Source organism: Pseudaquabacterium pictum (genome assembly GCF_005403045.1).
Classification (GTDB): Bacteria; Pseudomonadota; Gammaproteobacteria; order Burkholderiales; family Burkholderiaceae_C; genus Pseudaquabacterium; species Pseudaquabacterium pictum.
Genome location: NZ_BJCL01000006.1, coordinates 184,172 through 206,068, shown reverse-complemented (window position 1 = coordinate 206,068; position 21,897 = coordinate 184,172). Strand labels below are relative to the sequence as shown.

Below are 21,897 nucleotides of genomic sequence, written 5' to 3'. Positions count from 1 at the left end.
CCATGTCCGATGCTCCGCTCGCCGTCCCGACCACGGCCGCCGCCTGGCTGCCCGCCGGCCTGGCCCTGGCCACCCTGGCCACCACCGCGGTGGTGGCCGCCCACGGCCAGTGGGCCTGGTCAGCGCTGCCGGCGCTGGGCGTGCTGGCCACCGGCTGGCAGTCGGCCGCGCTGCTGCGCCGATTCGGTGCCCAGGCCCGCGCGGCGGCCGCCGAGGCCGACCAGACCATGCGCATCCGCACCGCGCTGGCCTCGGTGGCCACGCCGATCCGCATCGCGGATGCCGAGGGCCGCGTGGTCTACGTCAATCCGGCGCTGGATGCGGTGCTGCGCCGCGACCTCGCCGCCTTCCAGCGCGAGCTGCCCGGCTTCAATCCCGACACCCTGGTGGGCAGCTCGGTGGGCGTGTTCTACGCCGACCCGCAGGCCGCGCTGGACCGGCTGCGCGCGCTGAAGGCCCGCGCCACCACCCAGATGGTGCTGGGCGGCCGCCACTACGAGGTCATCACCACGCCGATCTTCACCCCCGCCGGCAGCCTGCTGGGCACGGTGGGCCAGTGGCAGGACACCACCGAGCAGCGCTTGGCCGAGCAGGCGCTGGACCGCGTCGTCGACGCCGCCAGCCAGGGCGACCTGGGCGCACGCATGCCGGCCGACCGCCTGCACGGCAGCTGGCGCCAGGTGGCGCTGAAGCTCAATGGCCTGATCGGCAGCTTTGCCGGCACGGTGCGCCAGGTGGGCGACACCAGCCAGCGCCTGCTGGGTGCGGCGGCGCAGGTGTCGCAGACGGCGGCCGCGCTGTCCGGCGGTGCGGCGCAGCAGGCGGCCAGCGTCGAGGAGACCAGCGCCTCGCTGCAGCAGATCAGCGCCTCGGTGCAGCAGAACGCGCAGAGCGCGACCACCACCGACGGCATCGCCACCCAGGCCGCCGCCGAGGCCGCCGATGGCGGCGAGGCGGTGGTCCGCACGGTGGACGCGATGCAGCAGATCGCCCAGCGCATCGGCATCGTCGACGACATCGCCTACCAGACCAACCTGCTGGCGCTGAACGCCGCCATCGAGGCCGCCCGTGCCGGCGAGCACGGCAAGGGCTTTGCCGTGGTGGCGGCCGAGGTGCGCAAGCTGGCCGAGCGCAGCCAGGCCGCCGCCCGCGAGATCGGCCAGCTGGCCGGCGGCAGCGTGGGCCTGGCCGAGCGTGCCGGCCACCTGCTGCAGCGCATGGTGCCCAGCATCCGCCAGACCAGCAGCCTGGTGCAGGCCATCGCCAGCGCCTCCGGCCAGCAGGCCCAGGGCGTGCAGCAGATCACCGGCGCGATGAACCACCTCAGCAACAGCGCGCAGCAGACCGCCGCGGCCAGCGAAGAGCTCAGCGCCACCGCGGCCGAGCTGTCGGACAAGGCCGGCGAGCTGCAGGCGCTGATGGGCCGCTTCCGCCTGGCGGAGCACGCCGGATGAAGCCGCTGTCGAGCCAGGCCTTCGATGCGGTGACCCGGCTGTTCCACAGCGTCTCGGGCATCCGGCTCACCGAGTCCAAGCATGCGCTGGTCACTGGCCGCCTGCAGCGCCTGGCCACCGAGGCCGGCGAGCCGGACGTGGAAACCTATGTCGAGAAGCTGCTGCGCGGCGGTGCGCCGGCGCAGGAGATGACCCGGCTGATCGACCGGCTGACCACCAACGAGACCTACTTCTTCCGCGAGCCGCAGCACTTCAACGACCTGGCCGACCGCCTGGCCCTGGTGCCGCCCGGGCAGGACTTCAGCGTCTGGAGCGCGGCCAGCTCGTCGGGCGAGGAGGCCTACAGCGTGGCCATGCTGCTGAGCGAGCAGCTGACGCACGCGCCCTGGCAGATCATCGGCACCGACCTGTCCACCGCGATGGTGGAGTCGGCCCGCCGCGCGCTGTACCCGATGGACCGTGCGCGCATGGTGCCGCCGGCGTACCTGAAGCGCTTCTGCCTCAGGGGCATGGGCGAGCAGACCGGCCAGGTGCTGGTCAGCCGCGAGCTGCGCGTCAAGGTGCGCTTCGAGGCGGCCAACCTGATGCAGCCGCTGCCCGACTGGCTGCCGCAGTTCGACGTGATCTTCCTGCGCAACGTGCTGATCTACTTCGACACCGAGGCCAAGGCCGAGATCCTGCGCCGGGTGCTGGGCCACCTGAAGCCGCAGGGCGTGCTGTACACAGGCCATGCCGAATCGCTGAGCAGCCTGGGCCTGCCGCTGCGCCCGCTGGGCACGGCCGTGCACACCCATGCGTAAGCCGCCGGGGCTGCGCGGCGGCTGGGCCCCCACCCAGCCGGCCGATGCGGCCCGCCCCGCGCCTGCCCCCGCGCCACTGCCGGCGCGGCCGCGCCCCGCCGGCGCCGAGTTCCAGCCGACGCGGCCGTTCAACGACTTCCAGCCCACCCGCCCGTTCAACGACTTCCAGCCGACGCGCCCGCTGGCCGATTTCCAGCCGACGCGGCCGCTGACCGACTTCCAGCCCACCTGGCCGCTGGACAGCCCGACCGCCCGCGCACCGGCACCACGGCGCCCGCCCGCGCCGGCACCCGCCCCGGCGCCACCACCGGTGGCGGTGACCGACGGCCACTGGCAGGTGCGCGGCACGCCGGGCCAGAACCTGGTGCTGATGCCCGGCCAGATGCACCTGGGCCAGCAGGTGGCCAGCCTGCGCACGCTGCTGGGCTCCTGCGTGGCGATCACGCTGTGGCATCCGGTGCGTCGCATCGGCGGCATGTGCCACTTCCTGCTGCCGCAGCGCCAGCGCCGCAACGGCGAGCCGCCCGACGGCCGCTACGGCGACGAGGCGGTGGCCGAGATGGTGCGCGCCCTGGGCGCGCTGGGCACCCAGCCGCAGGAGTACGTGGCCCACCTCTACGGCGGCGCCGACACCATGTCCGGCGTCAGCGCGGCGCGCTTCAACATCGGCGAACGCAACATCGAACAGGGCTGGTCGCTGATCGACCGCTACGGCTTCCAGCTCGACGGCGTGGACGTCGGCGAGGACATCCCGCGCACCGTGTCGCTGACGCTGGCCACCGGCGTGGTGACCATGCGCCGCGGCACCGGCCAGGCGCCCGACCACCTGCGCGGCTGAGCCGCCGCACCCGCATCCGGAGAACCCCGACCATGGCGCCCCAGCCCGCCCCGACCGCCACCGCCGGCCAACGCATCACCGCGGTGGTGGTGGACGATTCCGCCGTGGTGCGCAAGCACCTGGCCGAGCTGCTCGCGGCCGGCGGCATCGAAGTCATCGCCACCGCCAGCGACCCGCTGTTCGCCTGGCCCAAGATGGCCGCGCGCTGGCCCGACGTGGTGGTGCTGGACGTGGAGATGCCGCGCATGGACGGCATCAGCTTCCTGCGCAAGATCATGGCCGAGCGGCCGACGCCGGTGGTCATGTGCTCCACCCTGACCGAGCAGGGCGCGACCACCACGCTGCAGGCCCTGGCCGAGGGCGCGGTGGCCTTCGTCACCAAGCCCAAGCTGGGCCTGCGCGACTTCCTCACCGATCCGTCCAACGGCCTGGTGGCCTGTGTGCGGGCCGCCGCGGCCAGCAACCTGCGGGCGATGCGGCCGCGCGCGGCGGCCAGCGCACCCGCGCAGCCGCTGCCCGCCCGCCTGCCGCCGCCGGCCGCTGCGGGCGCCATGGCCGTCACCACCGACCGGGTGGTGGCCGTGGGCAGTTCCACCGGCGGCGTGCAGGCCATCGAGACGCTGCTGGTCGGCCTGCCGCGCACCGCACCGGGCATGGTCATCGTGCAGCACATGCCCGAGCGCTTCACCGGCGCGCTGGCAGAGCGGCTGAACGGCCTGTGCGCGGTGGAGGTCAAGGAAGCCAGCGATGGCGACCGCGTGGTCGACGGCCGCGTGCTGATCGCCCCGGGGGGGCGCCACATGCAGCTGCTGCGCAGTGGTGCGCAGTACCTGGTGAGCGTGCGCGACGGTCCGCTGGTCAACCGCCACAAGCCATCGGTGGACGTGCTGTTCAAGTCGGTGGCGCACTGCGCCGGTGCCAACGCGCTGGGCATCATCCTCACCGGCATGGGCGACGATGGCGCCCGCGGCCTGCGCGAGATGCGCGACGCCGGCGCCCGCACCGCGGCGCAGGACGAGGCCACCAGCGTGGTCTACGGCATGCCGCGCGAGGCGGTGCGCCTGGGCGGCGCCGAATCGGTGCTGCCGCTGGGCCAGCTGGCCGGCTGGCTGCAGCAGGCGGCCAGCCGCGGCACCCCGGCCTGAACCGCCACCGGCACAGATGACCGGCCAACACGCCGCTGATCGGTGCTTTGCCCGCCGCCGGTTCACGCCAGCATGCCGCTGCATGGTGCCGGCAGTCCGCCCGCACCGCCGACCCCCGCGCCCATGACCGATTCCACTGCACCCCAGACGTCCGACACCGGCTCCGGCCGCTGGACCCGTGGCCTGATGGCCCCGGGCGCACGGCTGATGTTCTCGCTGCGCATGCGCAACAAGCTGGCCCTGCTGGCGGTGTCGGTGCTGCTGCCGATGGCCGTGCTGATGGCCCTGTCGCTGCAGCTGCAGTGGGAGCTGCGCCGCACCACCCAGGCCGAGCTGCAGGGCACGGCCGTGGTCGAGCGGCTGCTGCCGCTGATGCTGGAGGTGCAGAAGCACCGCGGGCTGCACGAGCGCGTGCTGCGCGGCGATGCCGCCGCCATGCCGCAGCGTGGCGATGCACGCACCGCGCTGAAGAGCGCCGTCGAGCGGCTGGACACCGTGCTGGCCCAGCCGATGGACTACCGGCTCGACGACGCCTGGTCACCGCTGCGCAGCCAGCTGCTGGGCCTGGCACAGGACGGCATGGCCGGCCCACCGGATGCCGCCTTTGCCAGCCACACCCGGCTGGTGGACGCCATCCGCCAGCTGGCCCTGCTCAATGGCGACCGCTCCGGCCTGGTGCTGGACCCGCTGCCGCGCAGCTACTACCTCAGCCTGCTGCTGGTCGACACCGTGCCGGTGACGCTGGAGGCGATGGCCGTGGCCCGCGGCATCGGTGCCGCCCAGATGACGCAGGCGCAGACCGGCAGGCAGGCCGGCGATGCCGGCGCCGACCCGGCTGCCCGCGACCGCCGTGCCCTGCTGATCGGCCAGGTGGCGCTGGTGCGGCGCAACATCGACGAACTGGCCACCCGGGTGGCCTACTACGAGCGCCACGGCGGCGAGGCCCTGCGCGCCTGGCCGGCCACGCGGGATGCGATGCAACGCCTGGCGCGTCAGGTCGATCAGCTGGCCGCCAGCGACAACCCGGGCGGCACCAGCGCCGACTTCTTCGACCAGGCCACCGCCGCGCTGGACCAGTTGCATGGCCTGGCCAACGAGGCCTCGGTGGACCTGCAGAACCTGCTGCGCAGCCGGGCCGACGCGCACCGGCAACAGATCGCGCTGCAGGCTGCCGCCTTCGTGGCCTGCACGCTGCTGCTGGCCTACCTGCTGCTGTCGCTGCACGTCACCTTCCAGGCCTCGCTGCGCACGCTGCGCCGCGGCACCGACGCCATGGCCAGCGGCGACCTGGCCCACCGCACCACGGTGCACGGCAGCGACGAGCTGGCCGAGATCGGCCACCAGGTCGATGCCACCTGCGCCCAGCTGTCGGGCATGGTGGCCGAGATCCGCAGCAGCGCGGCGCTGGTCAACCTGGCTGGCAGCCAGGTGGCCGACGGCAGCCAGCGCCTGTCGCAGCGCACCGACGAGCAGGCCGGCAGCCTGCGCAGCTCGGTCGTCGCCATCGGCCAGCTCAGCAGCGGCGTGGCACAGAACGCCGAAGCCGCACGCGCGCTGGACAGCCTGACCGAGACCCTGTTCCAGGAAGCCGAGCAGGGCCACGCCGCGATGGCCGACACCGTCGCCGCCATGGCCCGCATGCAGGAGGCCGCCGAGCGCATGGCCGAGGTGGTGGCGGTGATCGACGATGTGGCCTTCCAGACCGGCATGCTGTCGCTGAATGCCGCCGTCGAGGCGGCCCGCGCCGGCGAGTCCGGCAAGGGCTTTGCCGTGGTGGCCAGCGAGGTGCGCCACCTGGCGCGCCGCTGCGCCGAATCGGCCGACGAGATCCGCGCGCTGATCGGCAACGCCGCCAGCCAGGCCGATGTCTCGGCGGGCAAGCTGCGCCATGTGGCCGGCACGCTGGACACCATCGTCGGCGGCGTGCGCGAGGTCTCGGGCAAGCTGCGCTCGATCTCCACCGCCAGCACCCAGCAGAGCGCCGGCCTGGGCGAGGTGACCGAGAACGTCGGCAACCTCGACAAGATCACCCGCGAGAACGCGGCGCTGGTGGAGATGTCGGCCAGCGCGTCCAACACCCTGGTGGAGCGGGCGCACAAGCTGCGCGAGGCGGTGGTGTCGATGCGGCTGCGGCAGGCCTCGGCCGACGAGGCCCACGGCCTGGTGGAGGCGGCGGTGGCGCACATCGAGGCCGTGGGCCGCGACCGTGCCTTTGCCGATTTCCATGCCGCAGGCAGCCGTTTCATCGACCGCGACCTGTACATCTTCGTGATGGACCGCAACGGCATGATCAGCGTGTTCGGCAGCAAGCCGATGCTGGTGGGCCAGCCCTCCAGCGCCATCCCCGGGCTGGAGGCGGTGAGCTTCCTGGAGAAGGCCTGGGCCGCAGCCGACAGCGGCGGCGGCTGGATCCAGTACGACGTGGTCAGCCCCGGCACCCGGCAGGTGACGCCCAAGGAATCGTTCATCCTGCCGCTGGGCAGCAGCGAGTTCATCGGCTGCGGCGCCTACCGGCGCGAGCAGGGCACCAGCCCCGCCGCCCTGATGGCGCGCCGCCATGCCGGCGCCACCGCCTGACATGGCCGCGCCCGCGGCCAAGGCGCCGCAGCAGCACCTGCGCTGGATGATGCACGGCGCGCTGGCGCTGATTGCGCTGCTGATGGCGCTGGCCTGCTGGAGCGCGTGGCGCGGCGAGCAGCGCCGCAGCGCCGACGGCGAGCTGATCCGCCTGGCCGGCGCCCAGGCCATGCTGGCACAGCGCATCGCGCTGCTGGCCGGTGCCGGCGGCGCCGACGGGCTGGCCGCGCTGGACACCGCGCTGGCCCGCGCCCAGCAGGACGCGCTGCGCATCGAGACCCTGCTGGATGCCTATGACGAACGCCGGCTGGCACTGCTGCCACCGGCACTGACGGCGGCCGTGCGCCGCTGGCAGGACAGCCGCGAGCGCCTGTGGTACCGGGCGCAGCTGCCGGTGCGGCCTGCCGACCCCGGCGCGCCCGCCGCCGCCACGCCGCGGCAGCTGCAGGCCGAGGCCGAGCAGGCGCTGGACGCGGCCGACGCGCTGGTGCAGCAGATCCAGGTGCATGCCAGCCACAAGGCGGCCGAGGCGCAGCAGCGCCTGGCCACCGTGGCCGCGCTGGGCGGCCTGCTGCTGCTGGGGCTGGCCGGCGGCGTGGTGGAGCCGATGGCCCGGCGGCTGCGCCGCCAGCATGAGCGATTGACGGCGCAGGCCGAGCAGGTTGCCCGCCTGGCCCTGGTGGCCCAGCACACCCACAACGCGGTGGTCATCACCGATGCGCAGCGCCGCATCGTCTGGGTCAACGAGGCCTTCACCCGCGTCAGCGGCCATGCGCTGCACGAGGCGGTGGGCCGGTCGCCCGGCGCACTGCTGCAGACCACCGAGACCGACGCCGCCACTGTGGCCCGCATGCGTGCGGCCTTCGCCGCCGGCCAGGGCGTGCGGGTGGAGCTGCTGAACCGCGGCAAGACCGGCCGCAGCTACTGGCTGGACATCGACATCCAGCCGCTGCGCGGCGCCGATGGCCAGGTCAGCGGCTACATCGCGGTGGAGACCGAGATCACCGAGCAGGTCTACCAGCGCCAGCGCCTGCGCGCCCTGCTCGACGCCCTGCCGGCCGGCATGGTGGAGCACGATGCCAGCGGCGCCATCGTCGATGCCAACCGCGCCGCCGAGCAGGTGCTGGGCCTCAGCCGCGACCAGCTGTTCGGCCGCACGCCGGTGGATGCACGCTGGCGCACGGTGCATGACGACCTGAGCCCCTGTCCCGGGGACCAGCATCCGGCAGCCCGCTCGCTGCGCGACGGCAGCAGCGTGCGTGGTGCCAGCCTGGGCGTGGTCACGCCCGATGGCGAGCAGCGCTGGCTGCTGGTCAACAGCGAGCCGCTGCGCACCCCGCATGGCGCGGTGCACGGCGCGGTGGCCTGCTTCGTCGACGTGACCGAACAGCGTGCCCAGCGCACCCTGCTGCAGATGGCGCTGCGGGCGGCCGACATCGGCACCTGGGAGTGGCGGCCCGACACCGGCCAGCGCCAGTGGAGCGCGGTCAGCTGCCAGATGCTGGGCTACCAGCCCGACGAGATGGCGCGCCTGCTGCCGCGCTGGCACGACCTGATCCACCCCGACGACCGGTCCGTGGTCGAAGCCAGCGTGCGCGACCACATCGCCGACCCGGCGCTGCCGATGCGCTTCGACCTGCGTGTGCGCCACCGCGCCGGCCACTGGGTGTGGCTGCAGTCCTACGGCAGCGTGGTCGAGCGGGACGCCGCCGGCAGCGCCTGCCGCCTGGTGGGCGTGCACATCGACATCAGCGAACGCAAGCGCCAGGAGCAGCAGCTGCGCGACAGCGCCACCCACGATGCCCTCACCGGCCTGCCCAACCGCGCCGCGCTGATGCCGGCGCTGCAGCAGGCACTGGCGCAGTGGCGGGCCGACCCCGGCCGCCACTTCGGCCTGATGTTCCTGGACTTCGACCGCTTCAAGCAGGTCAATGACACGCTGGGCCATGCCGCCGGCGACGAGCTGCTGCGCCAGATCGCCGAGCGGCTGCAGGGCGCGCTGCGCGATGGCGCCGGCGGCCGAGTGCCCGACACCGTGGCCCGCAACGCCACGCCCACTGCGGCACGGCTGGGTGGCGACGAGTTCGTGGTGCTGCTGTCCGACCTGCGCAGCCCGGCCGATGCCGGCCTGGTGGCCGAGCGGCTGCTGCAGGTGCTGGCGCGGCCGTACGCGCTGCGCGGCCAGCGGCTGCACAGCAGCGCCAGCATCGGCGTGGTGACCTCGGCACAGCCGATCACCGATGCCGACAGCCTGCTGCGCGACGCCGACACCGCGATGTACGAGGCCAAGCGTGCCGGCCGCGGCCGCTGGGTGCTGTTCGAACCACGCATGCAGACCCAGGTGGTGCAGCGCGCCACGCTGGAAGCGGACCTGCACGAGGCCCTGGTGCGCGACGAGCTGTTTGTCGTCTACCAGCCGGTGCTGGCGCTCGGCGGACCGGGTGCCAGCACCGGCTGCGCCGGCGTAGAGGCCCTGGTGCGCTGGCGCCACCCCGAGCGCGGCCTGGTGGCGCCGGGCCAGTTCATCGGCGTGGCCGAGGAGGCCGGCCTGATCGGCGCGGTGGGCCTGTTCGTGCTGCGCAGTGCCTGCGAGCAATACATGCGCTGGCAGCTGGACCTGGGGCCGCAGGCGCCGGGCGTGCTGGCAGTGAACCTGTCGGTGGCGCAGCTGCGCCAGCCCGATCTGGTGGACCAGGTGGGCCGGGTGCTGGCCGATTGCGCCATGCCGGCGGCCTGCCTGCAGCTGGAGGTGACCGAGAGCCTGGCCGCGCAGGACCCGACTTCGCTGGCCCGGCTGCGCGGGCTCAAGGCCCTGGGCGTGGGCCTGGTGCTCGACGACTTCGGCACCGGCTATTCGTCGCTGTCCTGCCTGCACCAGCTGCCGGTGGACACGGTGAAGATCGACCGCAGCTTCATCGCCGAGGCCGAGCGCAGCGGCTACCACCGTGCGCTGATCGAGGCCACGGTGCGGGTGGCCCGCACCCTGCGCATGACCACGGTGGCCGAGGGCATCGAGACCGCCGCCCAATCGGCCCTGGTGCAGGACCTGGGCTGCGACCTGGGCCAGGGCTACTGGCACTGCCGGCCGCTGGAGGCCGAGGCGCTGACACCCTGGCTGGCCGGCCGGCCGGCGCCGCGGCGGCCGGCAGCGCCGCCGCTGCAGCTGGTCTCGGGCGGCTGACCGGCGGGCGATCAGTCGCGGTCGGCGGCGGCCAGCGGCGGCAGGGCTGCGCCGGCAGCGGCCGCCGGCACCGGCGTGGGTGCAGGCCGCCTGTCGCGCACCAGGTAGCTGTAGATCACCGGCACCACCACCAGGGTGAGCAGGGTGCTGGTGATCACGCCGCCGATGATGGCCCGGCCCATCGGCGCCTGGATCTCGCCGCCGTCGTTCAGCGCCAGCGCCATCGGCAGCATGCCGAAGACCATGGCCGCGGTGGTCATCACGATCGGCCGCATGCGGATCAGCCCGGCCTGCAGCAGTGCGTCGGCCACGGTGGCGCCGGCCTGGCGGGCATGGTTGGCGAAGTCCACCAGCAGGATGGCGTTCTTGGTCACCAGGCCCATCAGCATCACCAGGCCGATCATGCTGAACACATTGAGCGTGCTGCGCCAGAACAGCAGCGCCAGCATGACGCCAATGAGCGCGAGGGGCAGGCTGGCCATGATCGCGATGGGCTGCAGGAAGCTGCCGAACTGGCTGGCCAGCACGATGTAGATGAAGATCACCGCCAGCGCCATCGCGCCCAGCAGGCCGCTGAAGGCCTCGGCCTGCTGCTGCATCTGTCCGCCGATGTCGAAGCTGTAGCCCGGCGGCAGCGTGGTGGCCTTGATCAGCTTCTGCACGTCCTCGCCCACGTCGCCGGGGCTGCGGTCCTTGACGCCTGCGAACACCGCCTCGCGGCGCTGCAGGTTCTGGCGGCGGATGATCTCGGGGTTGAACACCTCGGTAATGTCGGCCACCGTCTCCAGCGCGATCGGCGTGCCGTCCTTGGCAAAGGCCACCGGCAGCTGGCGCAGCTGGGCCACGCGCTCGCGCTGGGTCTCGTTCAGCCGCAGCACCACCTCCACCTGGTTGCCGTCGGGCGTGGTCCAGTAGGTGGCGGTCTCGCCGTTGACGTAGGCGCGCAGGCTGCTGGCCAGCTGCGGCGCGGTCAGGCCCAGTTCACGCACCGCGCCGGGCTTCAGCCGCACCGCATAGGCCGGCAGGCCGGGCTTGACGCTGGACTCCACGTCCACCACGCCAGGGATCTTCTTGACCTTCTCGGCGAACTCCTGCGCCACCTTGGCCAGGCCCTCCGGGTCGGTGCCCAGGATGGCCACGTAGATCGGCCGGTCGAAGCCCACCGACACATCGATGCCGGGGATCTTGGCGATGGCCTCGCGCATCGCGTCTTCCACCTGCTTCTGGCTGCGCTTGCGCTCCTTGCGGTCCTTCAGCGCGATGTTGAGCCACGACTGGTTGCGCTGGCCGGCGCCGCCCACCCAGGTGGAGACGGTGGCCACCTCGGGCAGGGCCCGCACGATGGCTTCGACCTGCTGCACCTTCTCGTCGGTGCGGGCCAGGCTGCTGCCCACCGGCATGGTGAGCTTGAGCTGGGTGTAGCCCTGGTCGGTCTGCGGCACGAATTCGCTGCCCACCAGCGGCGCCAGGCCCAGCGCCAGCACGAAGCTGCCGATGCCCACCGCCATCACCACGCCGCGCGGCGTGAAGGTGGCCCGCCGCCAGTGGCGCGGCCCCTGCTGCAGTCGGTGGCCGTCGGGCCCGAAGCCGCGGCCGAAGGCGGGCAGCCAGAGCTTCCAGCGCCGGCCCGAGAACACCCAGTGGATCAGGCGTTCATACACGACGTGCAGCAGGTCCATGCCGCGGTCGGTGGCGCGGATGGCATGGCCGAGCACCGGCACGTTCTTCAGCCGGGTGGCCGGCGGGTCGTGCCAGATCGACGACAGCATCGGGTCCAGCGTGAAGCTGACGAACAGGCTGACCAGCACCGCCACCACCACGGTGATGCCGAAGGGGTGGAAGAACTTGCCGATGATGCCGCCCATGAAGGCCACCGGCACGAACACCGCGCACAGCGCGAAGGTGGTGGCCATCACCGCCAGGCCGATCTCATCGGTGCCCACGCGGGCGGCGGTGATGTGGTCCTTGCCCATCTGCACATGGCGCACGATGTTCTCGCGCACCACGATGGCATCGTCGATCAGCAGGCCGATGCACAGCGAGAGCGCCATCATCGTCATGAAGTTCAGCGTGAAGCCGAAGGCATAGACGGCGATGAAGCTGGAGATCACCGCGATCGGCAGCGTCAGCCCGGTGATGATGGTCGAGCGCCAGCTGTGCAGGAACAGGAAGACGATGGCCACGGTCAGCGCCGCGCCTTCGATCAGCGTGTGGCGCAGCCCGTCCAGCGAGCCCTTGACCCAGTCGCTGCTGGCGTAGATCAGCCGCAGCTCCACATCGGGCGGCAGGTTCTTGCGCAACTCGTCCATGGCCTGCTTGACCGCGTCGCCGGTGTTGACGATGTTGGCGTCCTGCTGCTTGAAGACGCTGAAGTTGATCGCACGCTGGCCGTTGATGCGGGCCACCGAGTCGGGCTCCTTCTCGCGCTCGACCAGCTGGCCGACATCGCCCAGCGTCAGCGCCAGGCCGTTGCGGCGGGCCACCACCAGCTGCTCGAACTGCTTGGGATCACGCACCCGGCCTTCCACCCGCAGCAGCGCGTCCTGCACCGGGTCGCTGAGCAGGCCCACCGGCTGGTCGGCATTGGCCTCGCGCAGCGCGGTGGCGATGTCGGCCGGCGTCACGCCGTAGGCACGCAGGCGCACCGGGTCCAGGTCGATGCGCACCTCGCGCACCGTCAGCCCGCTCACGTCCACCCGGGCCACGCCGGGCACCCGCTGCAGGCGCTTGCTGACCTGCTCGTCGGCCAGGATCGACAGCTCGCGCGGCGACCGCTTGGCCGACAGCAGCGCCATCTCCACCACCGGCTGGGCGTTGTCGTTGTTCCAGCGCTCGATGGTGGGCGCGCGGGCATCCTTGGGCAGGCTGGACTGCACCGCCGAGACGCGGTCGCGGATGTCCTGCATCGCGCGGCCCATGTCGGCGTCCAGCGCGAACTCGATGCTCATCTCGCCGATGCCCTCGCGCGAGCGGGAGGTGATGCGCTTGACACCGGCGATGCTGTTGACCGCCTCCTCCAGCGGCTTCATCAGCTCGCGCTCCACCGCCTCGGGCGAGGCACCGGGGTAGCGCACGTTCAGCTGCGCGCCGGGGAAGCTGATGTCGGGCATCTGCTCCACGCCCAGCTTGGCATAGGAGAACAGGCCCAGCACGCACAGCGCCACCATCACCATGGCAGCGAAGACCGGGTTGTTGATCGAGACGCGGGTCATCCACATGGTGGATCTCCTAGCGCAGCGGCGACGCGCTGGCCGCCGTGGCCGCAGACGCCACCGCCGGCCCGCTGGCCGTGGCAGGCGGCGCGCTGCCGGTGACCAGGGCCTGCGCGCCTTCACGCAGGTTGTCGAAGCGCGAGCCCAGCACCCGGGCATCGGCGCCGATGCCGTCCAGCACCTCGATGCGGCCGCCGGCCTCGTCGCGGCGGCCCAGGGTGACCGCGCGGCGCGCCAGCTTGCCGCCCTCGATCACCCAGACATGGCTCTGGCCCGCGGTGCTGCCCACTGCCGTCACCGGCAGCAGCAGGCGCTGGCGGTCGTCGGGCAGCAGCACCTCGCCGATGGCGTACTGGCCGGCGCGCAGCCGCTCGTCCGCATTGGCCAGCGCCACGGTCACGCCGATCGACCGGGTGCCGGCCTCGGCCGCGGGGGCGATGCGGGCCAGCTGGCCGGTGAGCGCGCCGTCCAGGCCCTCCACCGTCACCCGCACCGCCATGCCCGGCTGCAGGCGCGCCACCTCGTGCGTGCCGACGCTGGCGGCCAGCTCCAGCCGGGCCAGGTCGACGATGGTCAGCACCTGCTGCTCGGCCGACACCTTCTCGCCGGGCAGCACATGGCGCCTGGCCACGATGCCGGCGATCGGCGCCACCAGGCTGGCATCGCGCTGGCCGACGCGGGTGGTCTCCAGCGTGGCCTGGGCCGCCGCCAGCGCGGCGCGGGCGGTGTCGACCTGGGCGCGGGAGCTGTCCAGCGCATTCGGCGAGATGAAGTTCTGCGCTGCCAGCCGTTCGTTGCTGGCATGCGTGCGCTCGGCCTGGGCCAGGGTGGCGCGGGCGGAGTCCAGCAGTGCGCTGCGCTCGGCGATGCGCGGCGCCAGCTCGGCCATGTCGATGCGGCCCAGCACCTGGCCGGCCCTGACGCGGTCGCCCTCGGCCACCGTGAGCGCCAGCAGCGTGCCCGAGGTGCGGGCCCGCAGCAATGCGGTGTTGGGTGCCACCAGCGGGCCGGAGAAGGCGATGCGCTCGGGCAGCGCGGCGCGTTGCGGCTGCACCACCTCGTTGCTGCGGAACTCCAGCGGCGGCGCCGAGGCGGCTGCACCCGGCTTGCCGGCGGCCGCCTGGGCGTTGCCGCCCGGTGCACTGCCCGGCTTCATCGCCACCCAGGCGCCCGCGGCCAACGCCAGCACCACCACCCCGCCCACTGCGATCCACGCTTGTCTGCGCATGTCCTGCCCTCCAGAAGCGGCGCGAGTGTAGGCCGCGGCCCGTGACGCGACCGCCATCATGCGACGGAATGCACCCGGCGCGGACCAACTGCAGGCGCGGCGGATCGACCGCCGAAGTGATGGCGCCGGTTCGGCCGGTTCAGTGCCGGGCAGCCGCCTGCTCGGCGCGCCAGGCCAGACCCACGCAGCCCAGGGCCAGCAGGCCGGCCAGCATGGCCGCGCCATACAGCGCGCCGAAGCCGGCCCGCTCGATCAGCCAGCCGCCGCCCACGCCGCCCAGCAGGCCCGACAGGCCGTAGCCCAGCGCCGAGTACAGCGCCTGGCCGCGGCCGCGCAGCCGCCCGGGGAAGTGCCGGCTGACCAGCGCGATGCAGGCCGCATGGTGGCCGGCAAAGGTGATGGCATGGGTGAGCTGCGCCAGCACCAGCACCACCGGCTGCGCGCCGGCCAGCGCCATGGCGGCAAAGCGCAGCGCGGTCACGCCGGCGGCCAGCGCCAGCCAGCCGTGCAGCGACAGCCGGTTGAACCAGCGGCCCTGCAGACGGAAGAACAGCACCTCCACCGCCACCGACACCGCCCAGGCCAGGCCCACGGCCTGCTTGCCGTAGCCGCTGTCCACCAGGTACAGCGACAGGAAGGCGTACAGGCTGGTGTGGGCCAGCACGGTGAAGAACACCGAGGCGAAGAACCAGGCCACCGCCGGCTGGCGCAAGAGCGGCAGCACCGGCGGCGGCGGCACGCCGGTGTGGCGCTCCTCATGGCCGCTGGGCAGGCGCCAGGCCACCGCCAGCAGGGTGGCGTTCAGCCCCAGCACCAGCCAGGGGAAGGCGCCGATGCCCAGCGGCTGCAGCAGCACACCGGCCGCCACCACCGCGGCGATGAAGCCGACCGAGCCCCACATGCGCACCCGGCCGTAGCGGCTGGTGTCCATGCCGTTGGGGCCGGTCAGCAGCTGCGACAGCGCCGCCTCGGCCAGCGGCACGATGCCACCGTTGCTGATGAACAGCAGCGCCACCAGGGCCGGGATCAGTGCGGCCGTCAGCCAGGCAGCCTGGCCAGTGGGCGTAGCGGCCAACCAAGGTGCCAGCGCCAGGCCGGCCGCGCCCAGCACGCAGCCGGCGGCGGCCAGCCGGATCAATGCCACCCGGGCGCCGCTGTGGTCGGCCGCCCAGCTCCAGGCATAGGGCGCCAGCAGCCGGGTCCAGCTCTGCAGCGAGGCGATGGCGCCGATGGCCAGCGTCGACATGCCCAGCGCCTGGAACCACAGCGGGGCGTACGGGTTGAACAGCCCGATGGTGGCGAAGTAGGCCAGCCACAGGCCGGCAAAGGCGCGCAGCGGGCGCTGGGGTGTCGGCGCGGCGGCGGTGCTCACCCGCCGGCGGCACCCGGCGTCTGTGTCGGCACTTGGGCCGGCACGGCGGGCGTGGCCAGCTGCACATCACCGCACTGGGCGCGGTGCAGCAGGGCATGGTCCATCAGCACCAGGGCGAGCAGGCTCTCGGCGATCGGCGTGGCGCGGATGCCCACGCAGGGGTCGTGGCGGCCGAAGGTCTCCACCTGGGTGGGCGCGCCGGCACGGTCGATGCTGGCCTTGGGCGTGCGGATCGAGCTGGTGGGCTTGATGGCGATGCGCACCACCAGGTCCTGCCCGGTGCTGATGCCGCCCAGCACGCCGCCGCCGTGGTTGCTGGCGAAGCCGGCGGGGGTGATCTCGTCGCCATGGTGGCTGCCGCGCTGGGCCACCACGCCGAAACCGTCGCCGATCTCCACGCCCTTGACCGCGTTCAGGCCCATCATCGCGAAGGCGATGTCGGCGTCCAGCCTGTCATAGAGCGGCTCGCCCAGGCCGGGCGGCACGCCGTGGGCGCGCACCTCGATGCGGGCGCCGCAGCTGTCGCCCGCCTTGCGCAGGGTGTCCATGTAGGCCTCCAACTGCGGCACGATGCCGGCGTTGGGGGCGTAGAACGGGTTCAGCGGGATCTGCGCCGCATCCTCGAACGGGATGGCGATCTCGCCGAGCTGGCTCATCCAGCCGCTGAAGGTGGTGCCGTGCTGCTGGCGCAGCCACTTGCGGGCCACCGCGCCGGCGGCCACGGTGGGCGCGGTGAGCCGCGCCGAGCTGCGGCCGCCGCCGCGCGGATCGCGCACGCCGTACTTGCGCCAGTAGGTGTAGTCGGCATGGCCGGGGCGGAAGGTGTCGAGGATGTTGCCGTAGTCCTTGCTGCGCTGGTCGGTGTTGCGGATCAGCAGGCAGATCGGCGTGCCAGTGGTCAGGCCCTCGTAGACGCCGCTGAGGATCTCGACCTGGTCGGCCTCGTTGCGCTGGGTGACGTGCCGGCTGGTGCCGGGGCGGCGGCGGTCCAGCTCGGGCTGGATGTCCTCGACGCCCAGCGCCAGCCCGGGCGGGCAGCCGTCGATCACGCAGCCGATGGCCGGGCCGTGGCTTTCGCCGAAGTTGGTGACGCGGAACAGGGTGCCGAAGGTGCTGCCGGGCATGGGAAACCGTCCAAAAAGAAAGGGCCCACGCAGCCGCGCCGGCCCCTGCCATTGTCGCAGCCGTGGGCGTCAGAGCTTCGGCGAATCGGCGCCTTCCTCTTCCTGCGGCCAGTCGCGGATGTAGGCCTTGAGCATGCGGTTCTCGAAATCCTGGCCATCGACCACCGCCTTGGCCACGTCGTAGAACGAGATCACGCCCATCAGCGTCTTGCCATCCAGCGCCGGCATGTAGCGGGCGTGGCGGCCCAGCATCATGCGGCGCACCTCGTCGATCTCGGTCTCGGGGGTGCAGGTGAGCGGGGCGTCGTCCATCACCGTGCGCACCGTCAGCGTGCCCACGGCGCCACCGTTGCGGCAGATGCCGGCGATCACCTCGCGGAAGGTGAGCATGCCCACCAGGTCGCCGTATTCCATGACGACCAGCGAGCCGATGTCGTGCTCGGCCATCGTGGCCACGGCCTCGGCCAGGGGCTGGGCGGGCGAGACAGTGAACAGCGTGTTGCCCTTGACACGCAGGATGTCGCTGACTTTCATGGGGAATCTCCTGGGGTGAGGCGCCCGGTGTGCCGCAGGGCGGATGGAAAAACATAGCACACAATCTGCGGCCACGACACCCTGGCGCGCCCCCGGGACGCCCCCTGCACATGGCTGGTTACAGCGATCCCGGTTTCGACACCCTGGCCCTGCACGCCGGTGCCACGCCCGACCCCACCACCGGCGCCCGCGCCACGCCCATCCACCTGAGCACCAGCTTCGTGTTCCAGAGCAGCGAGCATGCCGCCTCGCTGTTCAACATGGAGCGCTCGGGGCATGTGTACAGCCGCATCAGCAACCCCACCACCGCGGTGCTGGAAGAACGCATCGCGGCGCTGGAAGGCGGCGCCGGGGCGATTGCCACCGCCAGCGGCCAGGCGGCGCTGCACCTGGCGATTGCCACGCTGGCGGGAGCCGGCCACCACATCGTGGCCAGCAGTGCGCTGTACGGCGGCAGCCACAACCTGCTGGACTACACGCTGCGGCGCTTCGGCATCAGCACCACCTTCGTCAAGCCCGGTGACATCGATGCCTGGCGCGCCGCCATCCGGCCCGAGACCCGGCTGCTGTTCGGCGAAACCCTGGGCAACCCGGGGCTGGACGTGCTGGACATCCCCACCATCAGCGCCATCGCCCATGAGGCCAGGCTGCCGCTGCTGGTCGACAGCACCTTCACCCCGCCCTGGCTGCTGAAGCCCTTCGACCACGGCGCGGACCTGATCTTCCACTCGGCCACCAAGTTCCTGTCGGGCCACGGCACGGTGGTGGGCGGGCTGCTGGTGGATTCGGGCGCGTTCGACTGGGCCGCCTCGGGCCGCTTCCCGGAGCTGAGCGAACCCTACGACGGCTTCCACGGCATGGTGTTCAGCGAAGAGAGCACGGTGGGCGCCTTCCTGCTGCGCGCCCGGCGCGAGGGCCTGCGGGATTTCGGCGCCTGCATGAGCCCGCACACCGCCTGGCTGATCCTGCAGGGCATCGAGACCCTGCCGCTGCGCATGGCCCGCCATGTGGAGAACACCCGCAAGATCGTCGAGATGCTGGCCGCCCACCCGATGGTGGCGCGTGTCGGCTACCCCGAGCTGGAAGGCCACCCCAGCCACGCCTTGGCGAAGACGCTGCTGCCCCGCGGCTGCGGCGCGGTGTTCAGCTTCGACCTGAAGGGCAGCCGCACGCAGGGCGTGGCCTTCATCGAGGCGCTGAAGCTGTTCTCGCACCTGGCCAATGTGGGCGATTGCCGCAGCCTGGTCATCCACCCGGCCAGCACCACCCACTTCCGAATGGACGACGCGGCACTGGGCCGCGCCGGGATCGGCCCGGGCACCATCCGGCTGTCGATCGGCCTGGAAGATGCGGCCGACCTGATCGACGACCTGAAGCGGGCGTTGAAGGTGGCGGAGAAGGCGGCATGAACATCGATGTGAACGGGCAGCTTGCCCACGTCTACACCGGCGGCAAGCCCTTCGACCCGGCCCTGCCCTGCGTGGTCTTCATCCACGGCGCGCTGCACGACCACAGCGTGTGGACCCTGCTGGCCCGGTGGTGCGCCCACCACGGCCACGGCGTGCTGGCGCTGGATCTGCCCGGCCACGGCCAGAGCGCCGGTCCGGTGCTGCCCAGCGTGGAAGCCACCGCCGACTGGCTGCTGGCCCTGCTGGCCGCCGCCGGCGTGCAGCGCGACGGCCAGGTCACGCTGGTGGGCCACAGCATGGGCTCGCTGATCGGCCTGGAGGCCGCGGCGCGGCAGCCGGCGCTGGTCGGCCGCCTGGTGATGGTGGGCACGGCCTACCCGATGAAGGTGTCCGAAGCCCTGCTGACCACCGCCCGCGACACGCCGCTGAAGGCCATCGACATGGTCAATGCCTTCTCGATCAGCACGCTGGCGGCCAAGCCCAGCTACCCCGGCCCGGGCATGTGGCTGCACGGCAGCAACCGGGCTTTGATGCGTCGCAGTCTGGCCGGCCCGAACGCGACCGGCTGCGCCGTCAACCTGTTCCACCATGATTTCAGCGTCTGCGACGCCTACACCGGCGGGCTGGACGCCGCGGCGAAGGTGACTGCCGAGGTGACGCTGGCCCTCGGCAACGCCGACCAGATGACGCCGCCACGCGCCACCCGCGAGATCGCGGCGGCGCTGAAGGCCAAGGTGGTCACCCTGCCGTCGGGCCACAGCCTGCCGGCCGAGGCGCCGGACGAACTGCTGGCGGCCTTGCGCGGCGCCCTCGCCTAAATTAGGCGGTCAATCAGGCGGTCAGCCGCGGCCGCAGCTCGGCCAGCATCTCCGCCACCATCGCCCGCAAGTCGTAGTGCGGCGCCCAGCCCCAGTCGCGCCGGGCCAGGCGGTCGTCGATGGATTGCGGCCAGCTGTCGGCGATCGCCTGGCGGAAATCGGGCGCGCAGTCCAGCTGGAAGCCGGGCACCAGCCGGGCGATCTCGGCCGCGATCTCGGCCGGCGTGAAGCTGAAGGCGGCCAGGTTGTAGCCGCCACGCTCGGTGATCGCATCGGCCGGCGCATCCATCAGCGCCAGCGTGGCGCGGATGGCATCGGGCATGTACATCATCGGCAGCCGGGTGTCGGCGCGCAGGAAGCTGGTGTAGCGGCCGCGTTGCAGCGCGCCGTGGAAGATGTCGACGGCATAGTCGGTGGTGCCGCCGCCGGGCGGCGTCTTCCAGCTGATCAGGCCCGGGTAGCGCAGGCTGCGCACGTCCACGCCGTGCTTGGCGTGGTACCAGGCGCACCAGCGCTCGCCCGCCAGCTTGCTGATGCCGTAGACGGTGCCGGGGTCCATCACCGTGTGCTGGGGCGCATCGGCCGGCGTGCCGGGGCCGAAGGCGGCGATGCTGCTGGGCCAGAACACCCGCTGCAGCTTGGCGGTGCGGGCCAGTTCCAGCACGTTCAGCAGCCCGGTCATGTTCAGGTGCCAGGCCCACTGCGGATGCTGCTCGCCGCTGGCCGACAGCGCCGCGGCCAGCAGGTAGACCTGGGTGATGCCGTGGCGCTTGACGGCCGCCGCCAGCGCGGCGGCATCGGTCACGTCCAGCGCTTCATGGCGCAGTCCGGGCACACGGCCTTGCGGTGCCAGGTCGCTGGTGACCACGGCGGCATCGCCATGGCGGCGGGCCAGGGCCTCGGCCAGCTCGGTGCCGATCTGGCCATTGGCGCCGATGATGAGGATCTTCGGTGTGCTCACTTCAGCAACCCCAGTTCACGGCCGGCCTGGGTGAAGGCGGCCACCGCGGTTTCCAGCTGCGGCCGGCTGTGCGCCGCGCTCATCTGCACCCGGATGCGCGCCTGCCCCCGTGGCACCACCGGGAAGAAGAATCCCACCACGTAGACGCCCAGGTCCAGCAGGCGTGCGGCCAGCCGCTGGGCCACCACGGCGTCATGCACCATGATGGGCACGATCGGGTGGTCGCCCGGCTTGATGTCGAAGCCCGCCGCGGCAATGGCCTGGCGGAAGTAGGCCGTGTTGGCATGCACCCGGTCGCGCAGGGTGGTGTCGGCCTCCAGCAGGTCCAGCACCGCGATGCTGGCGCCCGCGATCGCCGGCGCCAGGGTGTTGCTGAACAGGTACGGCCGCGAGCGCTGGCGCAGCAGCTCGATCACCGCCGCCGGCCCGGCGGTGAAGCCGCCCGAGGCGCCGCCCAGGGCCTTGCCCAACGTGCCGGTGATGATGTCGACGCCCGACTGGCCATTGACCAGCAGCCCGCGGTGCTCATGCGTGCCACGGCCGGTGGCACCCATGAAGCCGGTGGCATGGCATTCGTCGATGGCCAGCAGCGCGTTGAATTCATCGCACAACCGGCGCATCACATCCAGCTGCGCCACCGTGCCGTCCATCGAGAACACGCCGTCGGTGAACACCAGGATGTGCCGCGCGCCGCCCGCCCGCGCCGACGCCAGCTGGGCCCGCAGGTCGTCCATGTCGTTGTGCGCGAAGCGCCGGCGCTCGGCCTTGCACAGGCGGATGCCGTCGATGATGGATGCGTGGTTCAGCGTATCGCTGATCACCACGTCGCCCTCGCCCAGCAGCGGCTCGAACAGGCCGCCGTTGGCGTCAAACGCGGCGGCGTAGAGGATCGCGTCCTCCGTGCCCAGGAAGCGGGCCAGCCGCTGCTCCAGCGTCTTGTGCAGATCCTGCGTGCCGCAGATGAAGCGCACGCTGCTCAAGCCGAAGCCGTGGCTGTCCAGCGCCGCCTTCGCCGCGGCCACCACCGCGGGGTGCGACGACAGCCCCAGGTAGTTGTTGGCGCACAGGTTGAGCACCCGCCGGCCGTCGGCCAGCGCCACCTCGGCGCCCTGCGGGCTGGCAATCACCCGCTCGGCCTTCAGCAAGCCGGCCGCGCGCAGGGCTTGCAGCTCGGCATCGGCATGCGCCACCAGATCGGTCAGGGCAGACATCAGCGGACTCCGGTCTTCATATCGAACATGTGT

At 72.4% G+C, this 21,897-nt stretch carries 15 protein-coding genes; 8 read left to right on the top strand and 7 right to left on the bottom strand.

The features are described 5' to 3' along the window. The first annotated feature begins 2 nt into the window (after window positions 1-2). The 6 genes from FFT10_RS13640 (at window position 3) to FFT10_RS13615 (ending at window position 9,995) form a co-directional block, all read left to right on the top strand. Complete coding sequence (locus FFT10_RS13640) at window positions 3-1,454, top strand: methyl-accepting chemotaxis protein (RefSeq protein ID WP_154694085.1); 1,452 nt, start codon at window positions 3-5, stop codon at window positions 1,452-1,454. Further along, the gene (locus FFT10_RS13635; RefSeq protein WP_137733379.1) at window positions 1,451-2,254 is read left to right on the top strand and encodes a CheR family methyltransferase; all 804 of its coding nucleotides are present in this window, start codon (window positions 1,451-1,453) and stop codon (window positions 2,252-2,254) included. Before FFT10_RS13640 ends, FFT10_RS13635 begins: the two co-directional genes overlap by 4 nt. Further along, the gene (locus tag FFT10_RS28205; protein WP_228027104.1) at window positions 2,247-3,092 is read left to right on the top strand and encodes a chemotaxis protein CheD; all 846 of its coding nucleotides are present in this window, start codon (window positions 2,247-2,249) and stop codon (window positions 3,090-3,092) included. The genes FFT10_RS13635 and FFT10_RS28205 overlap by 8 nt, the downstream gene beginning before the upstream one ends. A gap of 32 nt (window positions 3,093-3,124) precedes the next feature. Then, window positions 3,125-4,237 carry a protein-glutamate methylesterase/protein-glutamine glutaminase gene (locus FFT10_RS13625; protein WP_137733378.1) on the top strand — a complete coding sequence of 371 codons (1,113 nt, stop codon included), beginning with the start codon at window positions 3,125-3,127 and terminating at the stop codon, window positions 4,235-4,237. Between the two features lie 123 nt (window positions 4,238-4,360). Next, window positions 4,361-6,814 (top strand): methyl-accepting chemotaxis protein, encoded by a 2,454-nt coding sequence (locus FFT10_RS13620; protein ID WP_137733377.1) that lies wholly within the window; start codon window positions 4,361-4,363, stop codon window positions 6,812-6,814. Window position 6,815: 1 nt separating this feature from the next. Further along, window positions 6,816-9,995: a sensor domain-containing protein gene (locus FFT10_RS13615; RefSeq protein WP_137733376.1), complete on the top strand. Its 3,180-nt coding sequence runs from the start codon at window positions 6,816-6,818 to the stop codon at window positions 9,993-9,995. Between the two features lie 11 nt (window positions 9,996-10,006). Here the strand turns inward: FFT10_RS13615 and FFT10_RS13610 are convergent, their stop codons facing one another. From FFT10_RS13610 to FFT10_RS13590, 5 genes are all read right to left on the bottom strand, one after another. Next, window positions 10,007-13,213: an efflux RND transporter permease subunit gene (locus FFT10_RS13610; RefSeq protein ID WP_137733375.1), complete on the bottom strand. Its 3,207-nt coding sequence runs from the start codon at window positions 13,211-13,213 to the stop codon at window positions 10,007-10,009. Window positions 13,214-13,223: 10 nt separating this feature from the next. Beyond that, on the bottom strand, window positions 13,224-14,435 hold the full coding sequence (locus FFT10_RS13605) for an efflux RND transporter periplasmic adaptor subunit (protein ID WP_137733374.1): 1,212 nt from the start codon (window positions 14,433-14,435) through the stop codon (window positions 13,224-13,226). Window positions 14,436-14,574: 139 nt separating this feature from the next. After that, window positions 14,575-15,807, bottom strand: coding sequence for an MFS transporter (locus tag FFT10_RS13600; RefSeq protein WP_137733373.1), 1,233 nt, complete (start codon window positions 15,805-15,807; stop codon window positions 14,575-14,577). Further along, window positions 15,804-16,931: a chorismate synthase gene (gene aroC / locus FFT10_RS13595; RefSeq protein ID WP_137733372.1), complete on the bottom strand. Its 1,128-nt coding sequence runs from the start codon at window positions 16,929-16,931 to the stop codon at window positions 15,804-15,806. Before aroC ends, FFT10_RS13600 begins: the two co-directional genes overlap by 4 nt. Window positions 16,932-17,000: 69 nt before the next feature. Continuing rightward, window positions 17,001-17,465, bottom strand: coding sequence for a CBS domain-containing protein (locus FFT10_RS13590; RefSeq protein ID WP_137733371.1), 465 nt, complete (start codon window positions 17,463-17,465; stop codon window positions 17,001-17,003). Window positions 17,466-17,575: 110 nt separating this feature from the next. On the opposite strand from FFT10_RS13590, the gene FFT10_RS13585 reads away from it, so the two are divergent. Together FFT10_RS13585 and FFT10_RS13580 are read left to right on the top strand one after the other, a co-directional pair. Further along, complete coding sequence (locus FFT10_RS13585; protein WP_137733370.1) at window positions 17,576-18,874, top strand: O-acetylhomoserine aminocarboxypropyltransferase; 1,299 nt, start codon at window positions 17,576-17,578, stop codon at window positions 18,872-18,874. Continuing rightward, entirely contained in the window at window positions 18,871-19,692 is an 822-nt protein-coding gene (locus tag FFT10_RS13580; RefSeq protein ID WP_137733369.1) for an alpha/beta fold hydrolase, read from the top strand. Before FFT10_RS13585 ends, FFT10_RS13580 begins: the two co-directional genes overlap by 4 nt. Window positions 19,693-19,705: 13 nt before the next feature. Here FFT10_RS13580 and FFT10_RS13575 read toward each other — a convergent pair whose 3' ends face one another. Together FFT10_RS13575 and kbl are read right to left on the bottom strand one after the other, a co-directional pair. After that, window positions 19,706-20,653 (bottom strand): NAD-dependent epimerase/dehydratase family protein, encoded by a 948-nt coding sequence (locus tag FFT10_RS13575; protein WP_137733368.1) that lies wholly within the window; start codon window positions 20,651-20,653, stop codon window positions 19,706-19,708. Then, a complete protein-coding gene (gene kbl, locus FFT10_RS13570) occupies window positions 20,650-21,864 on the bottom strand; it encodes a glycine C-acetyltransferase (RefSeq protein ID WP_137733367.1) in 1,215 nt (404 codons plus the stop codon). The genes FFT10_RS13575 and kbl overlap by 4 nt, the downstream gene beginning before the upstream one ends. Window positions 21,865-21,897 lie beyond the last annotated feature (33 nt).